The sequence below is a fragment of the Marinomonas sp. THO17 genome (assembly GCF_040436405.1).
Classification (GTDB): domain Bacteria; phylum Pseudomonadota; class Gammaproteobacteria; order Pseudomonadales; family Marinomonadaceae; genus Marinomonas.
Genome location: NZ_AP031575.1, coordinates 1207144 through 1224023 on the forward strand (window position 1 = coordinate 1207144; position 16880 = coordinate 1224023).

Below are 16880 nucleotides of genomic sequence, written 5' to 3' on the forward strand. Positions count from 1 at the left end.
CTTAAAGCAGGCGCTGTTCGTTCAGGTCTTGCAAGTGCACATAAGAGGTTATTCTTGAACGTCCATGTATTTGTTCGCCCAAATACGGTTTTCTTCTAAGGTTGAGTAACGAGTCGACAGTTCCGACGCGTTCAATTTACCTTCAGCAATACCTCGCTGTTCACGCAAACAATCATAGGTCGCTTTAATCGCAGCAAAGTAAGCCGCGTGACCGTTTACCACAATGCGCACACCGTTTGCCGCCAAACGATCACGATCAGCCAATTCTGGATTACCATAGGCAACCAGCATCACAGGAATGCTAATGTGTTGAGTAATGGCTTCAAGATGGTCGAAATCACGAATGCCCACCATGCAAATGCCATCTACTCCAACCGCTTGGTAAGCTTTGACACGCTCAATGGTTTGTTCTGTGGTCAATTGACCTGCATTAGTACGGGCAATAATACTCATAGCAGGGTCAATACGCGCATCCAAAGCCGCTTTTAATTTGCCTACCGCTTCTTCAAGCGGAATCAAATCCGTTGATTTATGACCGTATTTGGCTGGTAGCAAGGTATCTTCAATAGTCAAAGCTGCCACACCAGCACGCTCCAATTCCACTATGGTGCGGATAACATTTAAGGCATTACCGTAACCATGATCGGCATCGGCAATGATTGGCAAACGAGCTACACGGCCTATACGAGTAGCTTGTTCGGTAAATTCACTTAATGTGATCAAGGCAAAATCAGGCGCCGCCAACACTTGTAAAGAAGCAACAGAGCCACCCAATATGCCCACTTCAAAACCTAAGTCTTCTGCGATACGAGCTGACATGGGATCAAAAGTTGATGCTGTGTAATAACATTGACCACTTTGAAGAAGCTTACGAAAATCGTTTCGCAAATCATGCTGCGAAGGTGTTGCCATGAAGAGTACTCCTGATAAAACTTGATTCACCTAATTAAATTGTGCGAATTATATCCTGCTTATGCATTCGCTTCACCTGAAACCGACCACATGGTTAAGTTTTGAAAGTAAATTACTACCTAATTGCACATATAATTAGATTATGATCAGTTTTTCACCCGCTCTGGAGTGACAGCTTAAGCCGCTAGAGCTAATATAATCCCTCAGCATCCCTCATGCGACCAACTCTATTTTTCTAATTTTGATAATAATAAGGTTCTGAATAATGAACGCTTGGTATCTGATCTGCTTTTTATCGGCATTAGCGATCTTAATCGCTTTCACCAATCAGTATGTGTTAAAAATGCAAACCACCATCGCCATCACCACTGGCTCTGTTGTTATATCACTACTTTTGATCCTCGCCGTGAAGATGTTGGGAGATCATACTGCCCTCTTTATTACTCAGGTCGTTGCTGGTATCGATTTTAATCAGTTGCTACTTAAGGGAATGCTCGGCTTTTTACTCTTTGCCGGGGCCTTGGAAATTGATTTAACAGCACTGCGTAAACAGCGCTGGGAAATCACTATCTTGGTGTTATTCTCCACTATTGTGTCCACCTTAATTGTCGGTTATCTCAGCTTTTACGTCTTTAGTTGGCTTGGTTTCCCTGTGCCTTTAATCTACTGCCTTTTATTCGGAGCCCTCATCAGCCCAACCGATCCCATTGCGGTATTGGCGATCATCAAGCAAATGAGTGCACCACAGGGTATTTCCATTCAAGTGGAAGGGGAATCTTTGTTTAATGATGGCGTCGGCTTAGTGATTTTCACCACCATTTTTGCTGTGGCTTTTTATGGTACAGAACCCAACTTTATGGATGTTGCCGAGTTGTTCCTAGTCGATGCCATTGGTGGCATTGTATTTGGTTTAGTGATCGCCGTAATCGGTCACTTTGTCATCATTAACTGTAAAGACATTAATATTCGCTTATTAGTCACCTTGACCATCCCTTCAGCGGGTTTTGCTGCTGCCAATATTTGGGAAATTTCGGGGGCATTAGCCATGGTGACCAGTGGTATTCTGCTAGGCAACATTACACGGCAAAAAGCCATTAAACGTCGCGGCCCTGATGGTACTCGTTACGTGAAAGATTTTTGGCACGCCACCGACAGTTTCTTAAATGCTTTGCTTTTCTTGATTATTGGTATGTTGATCGTCACCATGCCTTTTTCATGGGAAGTCATTGGTCTAGGCATGGTAATGGTGCCAGTGGTGTTATTGGCACGCTTTATCAGCGTCGGCAGCCCGTATCTGGTGTTCAAACGTTTCCGTCAATATGATGAGCACTCTGTGAAAATTTTAACTTGGGGCGGCTTAAGAGGTGGTCTTGCTCTGGCCATGGCGGCGGCCATCCCGTCAGATCAAATTATGATAGATCACTTTGATCTGCACGATTTAATAGTAATAGTGACCTATGTTGTGGTGATTTTCTCCATCATAGTACAGGGCTTGACCATTTCGCCTTTGATTCGAAAAAGTATCGCAGCCGCCCAGCAAAAAAATGAGGCATAATTTAAGTAAGTTTGTTCGCACCTTACCTAATATAAAAAAGGCTCTTTGAGCCTTTTTTATGGCAAAAAACCATCAAATAGCCAATCTAAGAATGGTTATTAAGCGCAAGATAAAGCATTCAATCCCTATGCACAGCATAGATGACATCGTTTTTGTAGTAGCCCAAAAGCTCTCGAATAGTCATCAAGGTGATCTGAGAATTATAATAATCTGGCTGTGTGGCGCTGTCATTCTTTAGGTCTTTGCGTACGCCTCGTTTGCCATCATAGGCATGAGTACTGCTGCGCACTTCTACCTGATTTTCCACCACGGCTACGACCTTTAAGGTACCGTATTTGTATATTGGGTCTTCATTCTCAAAAATTTTCGACAAATCCACCGCATAGACATCATTAACCTTTGGCGTTTCCAGGTAGGCTAAGGTTTGCGCTTCCAATTCTTGTTGAAAATAATCGTATCCTAGGAAAATACATGGGACAATCACCGCCCATACTTCAACGGGCAAATACAAAAAAGTGTGTGCAGGCGCCGTGACTTTTTTACCCGTTTTGCGGTCTACTTGCCAAAGCTTATCGCGTAAATTCATCCATAAGCCTAAACCAGCAACCACAATTGCCACAGCAACGAGAGAAAAGACCTGCACCCAACGATTGGCGGTGTAAAAGCCCTCTCCCATTGCCCAGTCCACCAATAGTTGGACGTCGACAAAAGCCGCCAAGAAAATGACTGGGGCGAGCCAACCAAATCCTTTCCAAATGGGTAACATGGCAGATTCCTTTAATGACAGGTTGAACTAGGGAAGGTACGAACCACGGCAAACTGCTCCTGCACTACCCTAATGCCCTACATCCATGTAGATCTCCTTCGGATCTTTCAGAGAAACAGCCTCTCTGTGTTAAAAGTGATTGAAAGGTATTAACATTCCTACTCACTCTTGCCTTGATAGGCCATTTCTCTGATAAGACTGATGTTCAGAAGACTTATTCACACCTTTCCTTTATTAAATTTTAATTTCAAAGCAATTACAAGTAAGCAACAGCAGACAAGATGCCATCTTGATTAGTTTTAAAAACTCTCTAAAATCGCCTCTTAATCAAACACAGACTGGAAGATTTATGACTGACATCACTATTTTAGATGGCGGCATGGGCCGTGAACTTGAACGTCTTGGTGCGCCCTTCAAACAACCAGAATGGTCTGCTCTGGCGCTAATGGAAGCCCCTGAAACTGTCAAAGCAGTGCACCAATCTTTTATCAATAGCGGCTCTCAAGTCATTACCACCAACAGTTACTCCTTAGTACCCTTCCACATCGGCGAAAGGGTTTTTAAAAAGCGTATACGTGAACTCACTCGCTTGTCTGGTGAATTGGCTCGTCAAGCTGCTGACGAAGCCAAACATAATGTAGAGGTTGCCGCTTCGGTTGCGCCCTTATTCGGTTCCTACCGAGCCGATTTGTACCAAGCTGAACGTGTTGAGGAAATTGCAACACCTATTATTGAAGAGCTGAATCCATTCGGCGATCTCTGGTTATTGGAAACCCAATCTTTGATCGACGAAGCCAGTCGTGTGATTGAGCTAATCAGAAAAATCGACCAGCAACATAAGCCAATTTGGGTATCCTTTACATTGGAAGATGCAGAACCCACTAGCGAGCCCTTGCTACGCTCAGGGGAAACCGTGGTTGAAGCAGTAAAAGCCATGCAGGCTTTAAAGGTACAGGCTATCTTGTTTAACTGTAGCCAACCTGAAATCATTGGTGAAGCCATTAGCTTGACCAAGCAAACTCTTGCTCAATTAAGTGCTGACAATATACACATTGGCGCCTATGCCAACGCATTTCCACCAACACCAAAAGACGCCACCGCTAACGATGGATTGGATGAGTTAAGAAAGGATCTAACGCCACCTGCTTACCTAGAATGGGTAAAAAAATGGCGTAGCCAAGGAGCAAGTTTGATTGGAGGATGTTGTGGTATTGGTCCAGAGCACATTCAAGCCATTAAAGATGACTTAACATAAGCTGCTCGTTGCCTTTTATAGGGTTATTAGGCAAACAATCTCCTACTAACCCTCTTCCTTGTTCAAGTCGATAGCAATTTGCTCAGCCATGGGATCAATCACTTTATGCAGCCAATTTTTTGCCAAGGTTTGAGTCAAAGGTCCATAACCATCTGCACGCAACGCATCCGATACATCAAAGACCTGTGTACGAATGATCTGGCCTTGTGCTGATATAAACTGCCAACGACCCGTAATCTGCACCTTACCTTGTAAATCTGCATAAAAACGGTCAACTTCAATGTTCAATTGCGCTATAGCATAGCTGGGTAGACGCTGACGAGCGAACCACGACACCTGTGGTAAGGCATCTTCAAGACGTTGCTGAGTCAAACGAGTCAACTGTGGCGCCAAAGGCTCGGCCCACAAATGACTTTGCGATCTGTGAACACTACCAGTGTTCGTCACCAACACAATCTCATTCCCGCCTAAATAGTTTGCCACCTCGACAGGCATCATCTGCACTTGCACTTTTGGCGTCTGTTTCGCTTCGACTGCTTGATCCATTTGATCAATCAAGAGATATTCATAACTGGGTGGTGTTTGACTGGCGCAAGCTGTTAATAGGCTCATCATGACACCATAAAACCATACTCTTATTCGCATACAAGCTCTTACCTTCTGTTATTGCGCTGCCTTAGGCTGCACGTCAATTCTGGGTTTGCCGTCAAATATCAAGCGATTTGGGTTTTCTCTTAACTGACGTAAAAGTGGCTGCAATTCATTCAATGCCCTGTCTAAAGAGACCAAATTTTGGCGTAATGGTTGACCAATTAAACCGTCTGCTTGATAGCTTTCTAACGTTAAACTGAGTTCACGGATGGCTGCCGAAACATCACCGGGAATTTGCTGGGTTTCCGATTTATCTAACAAGTGCTTCACACTTTCGCTCATTGCTTGTATGGCCTTCAATGTGGAGTCCACTTCGCTCATGGTATTGTCTAAACTTTCAAAGGTCTCTCGTAATGGTATTTGCGCAACATTGTCTAGTAGAGCTGCCACCTTGGCTTCCATATTGGCAAAAGAACCTGGTGTGGTAGGAAAAATTTTGTGACCTTCAAACTCTCGCCACACAACTTTGGAGACTTGGTCAGTAAAATCCAAACTAATCACCTTAGACGCATTTAAGTAATTTCCTATTACCAAAGAAGCACGCAATCCCTTGTCGATGCTTTCTTCTATAAGCTGATTCCACTGCTGTAATGACTTTTCATGTGACGCACCGGGGGCATTCAAGCGCTGAGGTTCGATGCGCGCTCGTACAGGAATAACAGGAATGTCCATAGCGGTTAACGTTTCCATAGAAATACCTTGATATGGCACATCCAATACCGTACCTATGCGCACACCACGAAACTCTACTGCTGCTCCTGGATACAATCCGCTCACATTAGCATCAAACAAAAACACATAATCAATAAACTGATCATAGGCATTGTTGGTGGCACTTTCTTGCGAGTCAAAAAGGGTGAACTCAGCCAGATCCGATACCGCCTGTCCGGGATGTTCACCACTTGGCAAAGCAAACGTAATGCCGCCTGATAAGAAGTTTTCAAAAGAATCTAAACTGACCTCAAATCCACTGGCAGAGCTTTTAAAAGCAATACCGGGCGTTACCCAAAATTGCACTGCAGAATTCACCAAAGCATCGTAAGGCGAACGTATTAGCACTTGATATTGAATGGCGTTTCTCTCAGCATTGAAGTCCACTTTTTCCACATAGCCCACTTCGTAACCACGAAAATGCACAGGCACCCCTACATCCAACTTGGCGCCTTTATAACTAAATAAATTCAATCTAATGCCTTCACTTTCTGTAGATAACGGCGGTTGCTCTAGAATCGTAAATTTCGTTTGTAAATCACCACTCTCACCCGGCGCCATATCAATGTATGCTCCTGACAGTAATGTCCCCAGTCCACTTACCCCTTCTTTACCGATACGAGGTTTGACTACCCAAAATTTGGCATCTTGTCTAAGCATTTGATCTGTGCCTTGATTCATCCGCACTTGAATAATAGCGTATTCATAATCTTCACTAAGACGAATATCAATCACTCGACCAACGTCCACATTACGAGATTTGAGCTTGGTCTTACCTACCTCTAATCCCTCTGCATTGGCCGCAATTAGCGTAATAACAGGCCCTTGGCTTGACCAGTTCTGATACAACATCCACGCCGCCACCAACAAGGCAATAAAGGGTACCAACCAAATAGAATTAAAACGCACCTTGCGCATGTTCTCGACCGGACTTAGTTCTTCACTCACCCTAGGCTTCCTCTTGCAAGCTATTATCCTGCCTGTCTCTGTCCCACAATAAACGCGGGTCAAACGACATGGCAGCCAACATGGTTAATACAATCACTGCGGTAAATGACAAGACGGCAGGACCTGGATAAATGGCCATCAAGTTGCCCATTTGCACCATACTGCTCAAAACTGCAACCACAAACACATCTATCATGGACCATCGCCCCATCAATTCCGTTAATCGATACAATTTCATTTTTTGCACGGTTTGATGTCGACTGGGAAAATAGTATTGCCAGACCAACCAACTCAACGCCGCAATTTTCGCTAAAGGAATGACCACACTGGCGAACAAAATGATCAAGGCCACAGGATAGGAACCCAATGACCAAAGCAGAAACACACCTCCCATAATACTGGATGGCTCAGTACTGCCCAAAAATGTGGTTTGCATAATAGGAAACATATTAGCCGGTATATACATCACTAAAGCCGCAATGAGTAGCGCCAGTGTCGTCGATAAGCTTCTAGGATGACGACTGTGAACAGAGTGACGACAACGCCCACAATGATGTGCGTCTTTGCTTAAGACGGCACCACAAAAATGACAACCAATCAGTCCTTCCAAACGGGCAATACCAGTTTGCACAGAATGAGAGTATGCAGGCCCAGCTACTTTGAACCAAAACCAGCGTTTATCGACTAATGTGACAGTTTTTAGCAGCAGCAACACATAGCCACAAAACGCCCAAAATGAGAGTTCTAAGCTGACATCAGCCAGACTATTGACCTTCACCAAAGCCACCAAAATTCCTACCAGATAAACGTCAACCATTAACCAAGGTTGAACAACTTGCAACCAACGCACGCAATATTGTTGAGTACTTTTAAGCACGGTCGGATGCAGAAAACTCAATACCAGAAATAATACCGAACACAAATACACCAGAGGAAAAACAAATAAGGCCAAACTGATAATGGCACCAAGTATTAAATAGCCTTGGCTCAACAATACCGTTAAGGTGTCCATTAAGGTCACACTTCTTTCCACACCATTGGTAGCAAAGCCTAGGAAAGGGAAACTGATGGCTAACGCCAACATCAACAAAGAAGAAAAACCATATGACAGAATGCGTCTTGATGCATGAGCATGCACACTGACCAAAACATGACCGCAATGAGAACAACGTAAGCGTTCGCCTGGCTGCAACTCAGGCACAGAATTCACCTGATCGCATTGCTCACAAACGGTGAGAGGCTCAGTAAACACCTGATGACGCATAACGACAATCTATCCTCATCAAAAAACGAAAAAAGGGTATCAAACACTATCCCCTTCGCTAATTACAAGCTATCTAAGATATAAACAGCATTTTCCTATTATGAGCGGTATCACCCTAGTCCATTGCATCAAGTTGCGCCAAACTCGCTGGTAAGATTTTTTTATGTACCGGTGCTGCCAAAAACATGCACACCTTACCTAAGCGATTCTTAACATGCACAACAGTCGTTACATAAAGCTTGAGCAAATCCCCTTCCGGTTGCAAAAACAAGGACAGTTTAATGTCTAAGTGCTTGTCTTTGTCTTCCAGAATCACTTCCTTTTCATTATTAAAGAATACGTAAAAAATACCGACTCTGTCTCCGGTTAAGTAATCACAGGCTTGTTTCGCTACTATGATATCACTGAATAAACCAACATTTTTTAGCCCGAATAAGGTCGCCAGACGATTGCGAATCATCATAAATCGATCGATCCAACTGGGCGTCCTATTTACCATCTCCAGCCAAACTTGCATCGCAGTCTGACCTTTATTGATGGTGTAATGGGTAACATTATCGGCAAAATATGCGTTTTCTAGCCATTGCTTAATTCTCGCTGAACTTGGTATTTCCATCTTAATTTCATCCCTAAAATTATTGATCAAATTGGCCGATGAAAAGTTTAATCACTTTCTATCTTAGCCAATAACCGTCCTAAGACCTGTAGCAATCTGTAATAAAATGTCCCAATTTATGACCACTATATTGTGGGTAAGTAAGCTTGAATGCGACTTGGTAAACGTGACACGATAAAATGACGAGAGGCTTGCCAGTAAAACGATAACAAAAGCAAAGTCGCTCCCATGACAACCCCTGTAAAGGCGATGTTTGTCTCAATACTACCAAAGCTGCCAAACAAAACCTGCAAAGCGTAAATCACGTACAACAAAGACGACACCATAAAAGCACGCCTATCGACTGTGATGGAAATAAGTGTCATCAGCAAATACAAGATAACAATCAACATCATGTTGCCAACACCGTCTTCGCCACTCAAAACGCCCAATCCATTAAACACTGGGTGAATGATCAGTGGGGCTGACAATAGGTGAAGCCAAAAAGCCACGTCGGACTTTCGACTGATACGTTGCCTATCTTGAGCATCCCAATACATGGCAAACACAAAACACAATACGCCGCTGACAAAACAAATCATCATTAAAACTTGCAGCTTGTCGGGTAAAATCGCCAGCAGCACGGACGCTCCCAGTAATAAGCCCGACGCGGTGGCCACAGCAATGGTCATAGGCACTCTAAAGCGCCGCCAATGAGCGTAGGCAGCCAGCAAAGCGCAGGCCGTCCCCACAATGTCAGCTGTATTTTCTACAAACAAATGCTGACAAAATACAAAAACGCCCCCTACAAAGGCCAATAACAAAAAGATGGCTGGCAGAGCCATATTACGTTGGCGGACAAAGATTTCACTCAGCCCCCACGATAAGCCAATAAACACCCCATAGCTGATAATGGGAGACACGCTGTTTAACACCCATACAGAAGAAAACAGCAAGAGCGCACAAGCAATCACCACAAAGATGTCATTAAAACCACTGATCAAGCGAAAATTTTCCTCATCGACCAAAGATTCGTGTCGCGAAGAAGACATGAGCTGACGAAAGTCGTCAACAGATTGTTGTGAGAAAACCCCTTTTTGTATTGCTGCGTTTAGATCTTCATCCGTATACATAAATCGCCTTACCATTTTATTAGATCAAACGAATACTAACGATAAAGCGCAATCGATAAAAATACTAGGGTAGGGAAAGATCTATCTTATTATTTACGCAGACCCTTTTGAATTGGATCTTGAAGACCCTTTTGAACTAGATCTTGAAGACCCTTTTCCTTGCGAGTCAGACGATCTGCCTTTGGCATTTCCTCCCCTTGTCGATTTAGCACTGTCGCCAAACGGACGTTTCCCTTTATTTTTACCCATAGGGTTGGGCTTTTTGTCTTCTCCTCGCGGGTGTTTGGTATTAGGCTTAGATTTGAAAGCGTTTTTTTTCTGCGCCTGAGACGACGGAGTGTTTTTCTTTGCCGCTGGACGTAAGGACTTACGATTGGATTTCATATTGGGTTTGGCCTCAGAGGAAGAGTCTTGCACAGATTTGAGCAACACAGACAATTCTTTTTGCGTTAGATCACGCCACTCCCCTACCGGTAACCCTTTTAGATTCACATTCATGATGCGAGTTCGTTCCAGTTTAACCACGTCATATCCAAAATACTCGCACATACGACGAATTTGACGATTTAACCCCTGTACCAGAGTAATGTTAAACACATTCTTAGCAACCTTTTCGACCGGGCATTTTTTCGTCATGGTACCCAAAATCGGGACGCCGCCGGCAAGCCCTTGGATAAAGCTCTCGGTGATCGGCTTATTGACCGTCACCAAATACTCTTTTTCATGCTTGTTACCAGCCCGCAGCACCTTATTAACCAAATCCCCATTATTGGTTAAAAAAATCAACCCCTGAGAGTCTTTGTCCAAACGACCAATGGGAAAAATTCGCACCCCATGACTGACAAAATCAACTATGTTGCTGGGTTCACTGCTTTCCGTGGTACTGACAATACCTACAGGTTTGTTCAAAGCGATGAAAACAAAATCCTCAGCATCTTGAGGTTCGATCAATTGCCCATTGACTCGTACGGTATCACCCGCACTCACCTGATCGCCTACACTAGCGCGTTTGCCATTGATAAATACATTGCCTTGTTCAATGAAGCGATCCGCTTCTCGACGTGAACATAAGCCACTGTCACTGATGTATTTATTGAGGCGAGTGGAGGTTTTGAACATATAAGACTGCTTGAGCTGATTCATTAAAGACGAAAAGAGCTCATTATATAAGGAAGGTACGAATAAGTCTTCTGAACATCAGTCTTATCAGAAAAACGGCCTATCAAGGCGAGAGTGAGCAGGAATGTTAATACCTTTCAACAAAAGAGAAGCAAGTTATTAAGCTTGTACCCTCTTTACCTCATCATAAAGCCAAACCATACGATCCACAAACCAGGCTTTGAAAGTCATTACCCAAACATTCCCCAACAGCAGGTAAGGCAAATCTAATGCCCAAATACCATATCCCCAGATCAACATACCCAAAGCAGACAAAGTCAATAATATCTGCCCCATTTTAAGATGATGTGGAGGAATAGGCTCATTATGTCGATTCAAATACAGACGTTCTCCAAAGGTGCCTTTGGACGCCCAGTTATTAAAATCCTTAGGCGCTGGAAACACCCTAGGGTTTAACCAAATCCACAACAAACACAGCAAAACCAAAGGCAAACTATAGAAATCTAGCCATTGCCTAGACCATATAGCCAAACTTAACAGTGGCAGAATGGAAAAACGCGAATACACACTCCATGGATTGGCATGTCGTTGCCATGCCTCATTATCCATCGTCATGATTTTCTCTGCCCATTTGGTAATGTCCATCTACTGACTCCACTTAAACAAAAAAGGCAGTACTAAGACTGCCTAAAATTAACCTCTATTACTGCACTATTTAATACTAATGCACTATTTAATACGCGCTTTATTCTGCTCTTTAATCGACAACAGGCGCATCAAAGTCTTCGCCTTCGTCAGTGTAAATACACACATTCCAATCGGCTGCCAAACCGTCTTCTGCCTGACAGTAAGTGGCAAAAAAGTCAGTGATTTCCTTACGCTGACAATGGGCTTCAAAACTCGCCATGTCTTGCCAAATTTCATTAAACACTATTGGGAAACTCTTGCCTTCAGCAAACGGGCTACTAATGTGTCGAGTGACACGATAAGCAATGCACCCATCTTCACGTAAGGTGTTAGGTTCCAAAGATTGTAAAACCTTGAACAAGGCTTGTTCTTGTCCAGGTTTGGGTAAAAACTGTGCGATACAATACACTTTCTTTGACATACATTTCCTTAGCTTCGATTCAACGCGGATTTCAGTAGCCCCAATCCGGCCAGAGCAAACATACCGGCTGCGGCTCGCTCTACCCACTGACGACATTTCTGGTAAATTCCCATGATTCCTTTTACGGAAAACACCAGTGAATACATGATGTTAACAAGGTAACCCACCAACATACAGGTCAACAAAGCCAATATTAACGACATCACATCATTATGACCTTGCATCCCCATAGACAACGCCGCCATCCAAGCCACCACAGTCTTTGGGTTTGACGAATTTAAAATAAAGCCGCGCATAAACCACTTCCCATAGCTACTGGCTTGAATTTGCAGCATGCTTTGTTGCTCTTCTACATGCAAAGAGGCTTTGAAAGACACATAAGCCAAGCGTAATAAATACAAGCCCCCGAGAACTTTAAGTACCATGAGTAGGTAAACGGAACTTTGCAGCACTGCCCCCATACCACTCACCGCAACCACACCCCATAGAAACATGCCAGAAGACAAACCAAAGCCATACACCAAAGCCACTTTACGCCCTTTGCTCATGGCGACAGTAGCATTAGAAAGGGTTGCTGGGCCCGGTGAAACCGCCACCACAAAAAAAGCAAAACCTATTGTTAATAGGGACAAGGCATCTATCATTGGATTCTCCTTAACTATTGATAAAAGGTATCAATAAACCCTATTAATACATAGTTTTCTTTATTTGCTTAGGATATTCTTTGTCAAACTCTTCCACACTGAATTCTACATTGTGCATATCCGCAAAAACCTTCGCCATTTCACCAACAGTGGGCAGCTCCGAACGCTCAATATGATTTTCCGATTGCCACAGACCTGAGCGCACAATCGCCTTCTGACATTGATAAAAAGCTTTTTCTACCTGTATGGAAATAACCGCACTCGCTGCTTTCCCCTGCATGGCAAAAGACTCACACAAGGCCTGATCCACTAGAATCTCAGCGGTGCCACTGACCCGAATGGTTTCCCCCACATTCGGCACCAGAAAAATCAATCCGACTTTGGGGTTGTTAATGATGTTATGAAGGGAATCAAGGCGGTTGTTACCAAGTCGATCCGGTATTTGAATACAGTCTTGGTTCACGACACGCACAAAACCCGCCGGATCACCGCGCGGTGAGCAATCCAAGCCCTTTTCCCCATAAGTCGCCAAGATCATAAAAGGGGATTTCTCAATAAAAGCACGATAATGCTCATTAATGTAGGTGATTTCTTTGCGTAGAGTCCTTTCTTTAGGTTTACCATAATGCGCTTCCAAAGCGTCAATCGACTCAATTTTCTGCATCAGCTCCCTCCTCACTTACTATCAAAGTTAATTGACTAAGACAGCATCCATCGCACGGCATTTTGCGCATGAATATTCGTCGTATCGTAAAGAGGTACTTTGGTGTCCGTCTGCTTCACCAAAAGAGCAATTTCAGTACAGCCCAAAATCACAGCTTGCGCCCCTTTTTGATGTAAATCTTCAATAATATCAATGTACTGCTGACGAGACTCTGGATTGATTTCACCACGGCACAATTCATCATAGATGACATTATGAACAATGTCTTGCTGAGATTTATTCGGCACCATAACTTGCATGGCAAATCGATCAAGCAAACGCGCTTTGTAAAAGTCTTGTTCCATGGTAAAACGCGTTCCCAATAAACCGACTTTGGTAACGCCATCCGCTTGCAAAACTTGACCAGTCGCATCGGCGATATGTAAGACAGGAATATTAATAGCAGACTGAATTTGCTCCGCTACCTTGTGCATTGTGTTGGTACAAATCAGCAAAGCATCGGCTCCAGACGCCTCTACCGAACGGCCTGCTTGGCTTAAAATATCCGCTGTTGCCTGCCAATTACCCGCATGCTGTAATTGCTCAATCTCTGCAAAATCGACACTGACCATATTGATTTTCGCTGAATGCAAACCACCTAAAGTGTCCTTAACGCCCCGATTTAGAGCAGTGTAATAACTGACGGTAGATTCCCAGCTCATGCCACCCAGTAAACCAATTGTTTTCACCACCACACTCCTATTGTCCGTTATAGCCAGTTAAAAATTCATTTACGCCTATAAAAAAACCACTAACCACAATCCCACTATGGCGATTCTAATCATCAATCAGTAACACTATTCCCATTGATTAAGACTGCCCTAAATAACCAAGTTTGATAATCTATCCAATTGTGTGGTTTTTCTCAATGTACAAGATTATTTGAAAAGGCATACAGGCCGCTGTTTTCGTTTACTCAATGCCCGGCAACAATATACCGAAATAAAAAAATCAATTGGGTATAACATCATTAAATAGGGTCATAAATAGGTGTTACCCTTTTTACAACGCGCGGATTTTGGATCAAAAAAAACCTGCCGCTTCCATCACTCTATTCCTTTTCATCCCGGCTCTCTTATCACACAAATTAAGATGAAAAAATTACCGTCACACACATTGAATAACTTCTTCAAAAAGTGTTGTAACACATTGATAAAAATAACTTAACAGTAGAAATGTAACTGTCATTATACATTATGTAAAAAGCACAAAAGTAAACAAAACCACCACATAAGATTGCTGAAATATGTGTCACTATCTAATCTCAATGAAGGTGCTGGTACTTCGATGAACGGCTCATTACTTTGAAAGGAGCGAAATATGATTTCAATAACATACATCAGTAAAGCTGAGAAAGTGTTTTCGGATTCAGAACTTCAATTAATGTTAGAAGGCTTTATTGAGAAAAACCGATTGAATAATATTTCGGGGGTTCTTTTATATAATGGTGCAGGAACTTTTATTCAAATCATTGAAGGCGAAGAAGATTCGGTTCTAGCCATTTATGAAAAAATTAAAAAGGACAAAAGACATTCCAATATTGTTTGCCTAAGAAAAGTTAATATTGCTCAAAGAAGCTTTAAACAATGGCGAATGGGATTCCGAAACCTGAAAAACAACAGTATTAAAAAAGACATTACCACCTCCTTCTTAGAGGATGAGAATTTAGAGCATTTTGTTTCAAATGATACGGACTTTGCCCTAAAAATGTTGACCAACTTTAGAAATAAAGTACAAGAACTTGTTTTTTAAACAAGCTCCAAGCCACAGGAGAAGTGTATGTTATCTAATTTAAAAATTTCTCATAAGTTTATTCTTATGAGTGCCATTCAGATTTTACTAATCATTGTGCTTGGTTGGTTTTCAATTATTCAAATGAACAAAATTGGTAATGAAATTAAAGAAATCGCTCACGATCATTTACCCCTTAACAATACCTTAACCTTAATCACTGAACATCAATTACAACAAGCCATTGCCTTTGAAAAAGTCGTTTCTCATGCCCTATTAGATAAAGTAGAAGGAAAAGGCCTTTCTGCTGAATCAGAATCCTTAATTAATAACCTAAACAAAAAAATCAAGCTCTTGCATGATGAAATTCTTGATGCTGAAGCCACCATCGTTCGCTTAAAAGATGAAGTACATTCTGCGGAAGCGAAAGAAGAATACGAACATGTCCTAACGGAATACAAACTGGTAGAAGAAGAATTTTTTGCAGTGGAAAATATGATACTGCTTTTCCTCGATCAAACCCTTAACGATGGCATAGAAAAAACCCTAGACACCATTGTCAATATTGAAAAAGCCAATAAAAAATTAGACGATCATCTAGTTGCCGTATTAAATGAAGTACAAGAATTTTCTCTCAACTCTGCAAAAACCGCCTACCAAGATGAGCAAAATGCCATTAAGGTGATTGCGCTTGTACTCTGTATCGCATTAGCCTTAGCCATTATTGTGCCCATCATTATTGGTCGTTCTGTGATTAAACCTCTCAAAAACCTCATCTTAAGCCTTGAAGATCTGGCTTCCGGTGAAGGAGACCTAACCAAGAGACTGTCGATTACCAGTAAAGATGAGTTAGGGCGCGTTTCCAGAAGGTTCGACACCTTTATTTGCAAATTACACAAAATAATCATTAATGTGGCGAAATCCACTTCCTCTTTAAATCAGAGTTCAGAATCCGCCATTGAAGTGGTGCAAAATACCTTGGACAATGTTGAGAATCAAAAACTGGAAACCGAATTAGTCGCCAGTTCTGTTGAACAAATGAGTATGGCCACGGCAGAAGTCGCGCAAAGCACCATGAACGCTTCAGAAATTGCCAACAAGGTGCGAGGTTTAGTATCAAAAGGAAAAACCGCCGCGTTAGAAAATCAACGCATTACCTCAAAACTGTCAGAAGACGTGCAACTTACTTCGGATAGCATTCGCGATCTGGTAAAAGAGACGGACAACATTGGTTCTGTCTTAGATACCATTCAAGGAATCGCGGAACAAACCAACTTATTGGCGTTAAATGCCGCCATAGAGGCAGCAAGAGCGGGCGAATCTGGTCGTGGTTTTGCCGTCGTTGCAGACGAAGTAAGATCCCTAGCACAACGCACTCAGACCTCAACTGTGGATATTCAAAACTTGGTCGAAAGTTTGCAAAATGGCGCCGAAATTGCCATGGAGAAAATGAACAAGGGCGTTAAGGCCACTGAGGAATGTTTACAAATTGGCAAGGAAACCGCTGAACACTTCGACAACGCCGTATTATCCGTGAACGAAATCGCAGATTTAAACACACAAATTGCCGCCGCTGCCGAAGAACAGTCTACCGTGGCAGCCCAAATTCAAAGTAATGTTGAAAACATAAAAAACATCTCTCAAGACACCACTCAAAATGCCAACAAGGTATCTGAAGCCAACGATAACATTGCGAAAAACGTGATTCATTTAAACTCGGATTTAAACCAGTTTAAAATCTAATGAGTCATATCTTCCAACATAAATGAGGTATCGACCTTACCT

General features: G+C 42.7%; 17 protein-coding genes. 4 read left to right on the plus strand and 13 right to left on the minus strand.

The genetic code is table 11. The features are described from left to right. Positions 1–48 precede the first annotated feature (48 nt). Positions 49–912, minus strand: coding sequence for an oxaloacetate decarboxylase (locus tag ABXS85_RS05680; protein ID WP_353669070.1), 864 nt, complete (start codon positions 910–912; stop codon positions 49–51). 265 nt (positions 913–1177) lie between these two features. On the opposite strand from ABXS85_RS05680, the gene ABXS85_RS05685 reads away from it, so the two are divergent. Then, entirely contained in the window at positions 1178–2467 is a 1290-nt protein-coding gene (locus tag ABXS85_RS05685; protein ID WP_353669071.1) for a sodium:proton antiporter, read from the plus strand. 118 nt (positions 2468–2585) lie between these two features. Here ABXS85_RS05685 and ABXS85_RS05690 read toward each other — a convergent pair whose 3' ends face one another. After that, a complete protein-coding gene (locus ABXS85_RS05690; RefSeq protein ID WP_353669072.1) occupies positions 2586–3233 on the minus strand; it encodes a hypothetical protein in 648 nt (215 codons plus the stop codon). Positions 3234–3582: 349 nt separating this feature from the next. Here ABXS85_RS05690 and ABXS85_RS05695 point away from each other — a divergent pair, with 349 nt between their 5' ends. Next, positions 3583–4488: a homocysteine S-methyltransferase family protein gene (locus ABXS85_RS05695; protein WP_353669073.1), complete on the plus strand. Its 906-nt coding sequence runs from the start codon at positions 3583–3585 to the stop codon at positions 4486–4488. Between the two features lie 45 nt (positions 4489–4533). Here the strand turns inward: ABXS85_RS05695 and ABXS85_RS05700 are convergent, their stop codons facing one another. The 11 genes from ABXS85_RS05700 to ABXS85_RS05750 form a co-directional block, all read right to left on the minus strand. Next, positions 4534–5133, minus strand: coding sequence for an ABC-type transport auxiliary lipoprotein family protein (locus ABXS85_RS05700; protein WP_353669074.1), 600 nt, complete (start codon positions 5131–5133; stop codon positions 4534–4536). A gap of 18 nt (positions 5134–5151) precedes the next feature. After that, positions 5152–6798: an intermembrane transport protein PqiB gene (gene pqiB / locus ABXS85_RS05705; RefSeq protein WP_353669075.1), complete on the minus strand. Its 1647-nt coding sequence runs from the start codon at positions 6796–6798 to the stop codon at positions 5152–5154. A 1-nt stretch (position 6799) separates the two neighbouring features. Then, positions 6800–8062, minus strand: a complete 1263-nt coding sequence (locus ABXS85_RS05710) for a paraquat-inducible protein A (RefSeq protein WP_353669076.1) — start codon at positions 8060–8062, stop codon at positions 6800–6802. Positions 8063–8177: 115 nt separating this feature from the next. Next, positions 8178–8678, minus strand: coding sequence for a DUF2867 domain-containing protein (locus ABXS85_RS05715; RefSeq protein WP_353669077.1), 501 nt, complete (start codon positions 8676–8678; stop codon positions 8178–8180). Between the two features lie 125 nt (positions 8679–8803). Further along, positions 8804–9790 (minus strand): hypothetical protein, encoded by a 987-nt coding sequence (locus ABXS85_RS05720; RefSeq protein WP_353669078.1) that lies wholly within the window; start codon positions 9788–9790, stop codon positions 8804–8806. Between the two features lie 93 nt (positions 9791–9883). Further along, positions 9884–10909 carry a 23S rRNA pseudouridine(2604) synthase RluF gene (rluF, locus tag ABXS85_RS05725; RefSeq protein ID WP_353669079.1) on the minus strand — a complete coding sequence of 342 codons (1026 nt, stop codon included), beginning with the start codon at positions 10907–10909 and terminating at the stop codon, positions 9884–9886. 159 nt (positions 10910–11068) lie between these two features. Beyond that, positions 11069–11554 (minus strand): DUF6653 family protein, encoded by a 486-nt coding sequence (locus ABXS85_RS05730; protein ID WP_353669080.1) that lies wholly within the window; start codon positions 11552–11554, stop codon positions 11069–11071. Between the two features lie 112 nt (positions 11555–11666). Next, positions 11667–12017, minus strand: coding sequence for a putative quinol monooxygenase (locus tag ABXS85_RS05735; RefSeq protein WP_353669081.1), 351 nt, complete (start codon positions 12015–12017; stop codon positions 11667–11669). An 8-nt stretch (positions 12018–12025) separates the two neighbouring features. Then, the gene (locus ABXS85_RS05740) at positions 12026–12661 is read right to left on the minus strand and encodes a LysE family translocator (protein ID WP_353669082.1); all 636 of its coding nucleotides are present in this window, start codon (positions 12659–12661) and stop codon (positions 12026–12028) included. Between the two features lie 43 nt (positions 12662–12704). After that, positions 12705–13325 carry a pyridoxamine 5'-phosphate oxidase family protein gene (locus ABXS85_RS05745; RefSeq protein WP_353669083.1) on the minus strand — a complete coding sequence of 207 codons (621 nt, stop codon included), beginning with the start codon at positions 13323–13325 and terminating at the stop codon, positions 12705–12707. A gap of 35 nt (positions 13326–13360) precedes the next feature. After that, positions 13361–14053: an aspartate/glutamate racemase family protein gene (locus ABXS85_RS05750; RefSeq protein WP_353669084.1), complete on the minus strand. Its 693-nt coding sequence runs from the start codon at positions 14051–14053 to the stop codon at positions 13361–13363. Positions 14054–14684: 631 nt separating this feature from the next. Between ABXS85_RS05750 and ABXS85_RS05755 the strand changes: the two genes are divergently transcribed. Next, positions 14685–15116 carry a BLUF domain-containing protein gene (locus tag ABXS85_RS05755; protein WP_353669085.1) on the plus strand — a complete coding sequence of 144 codons (432 nt, stop codon included), beginning with the start codon at positions 14685–14687 and terminating at the stop codon, positions 15114–15116. 27 nt (positions 15117–15143) lie between these two features. Then, the gene (locus ABXS85_RS05760) at positions 15144–16838 is read left to right on the plus strand and encodes a methyl-accepting chemotaxis protein (protein ID WP_353669086.1); all 1695 of its coding nucleotides are present in this window, start codon (positions 15144–15146) and stop codon (positions 16836–16838) included. Positions 16839–16880: the final 42 nt, after the last annotated feature.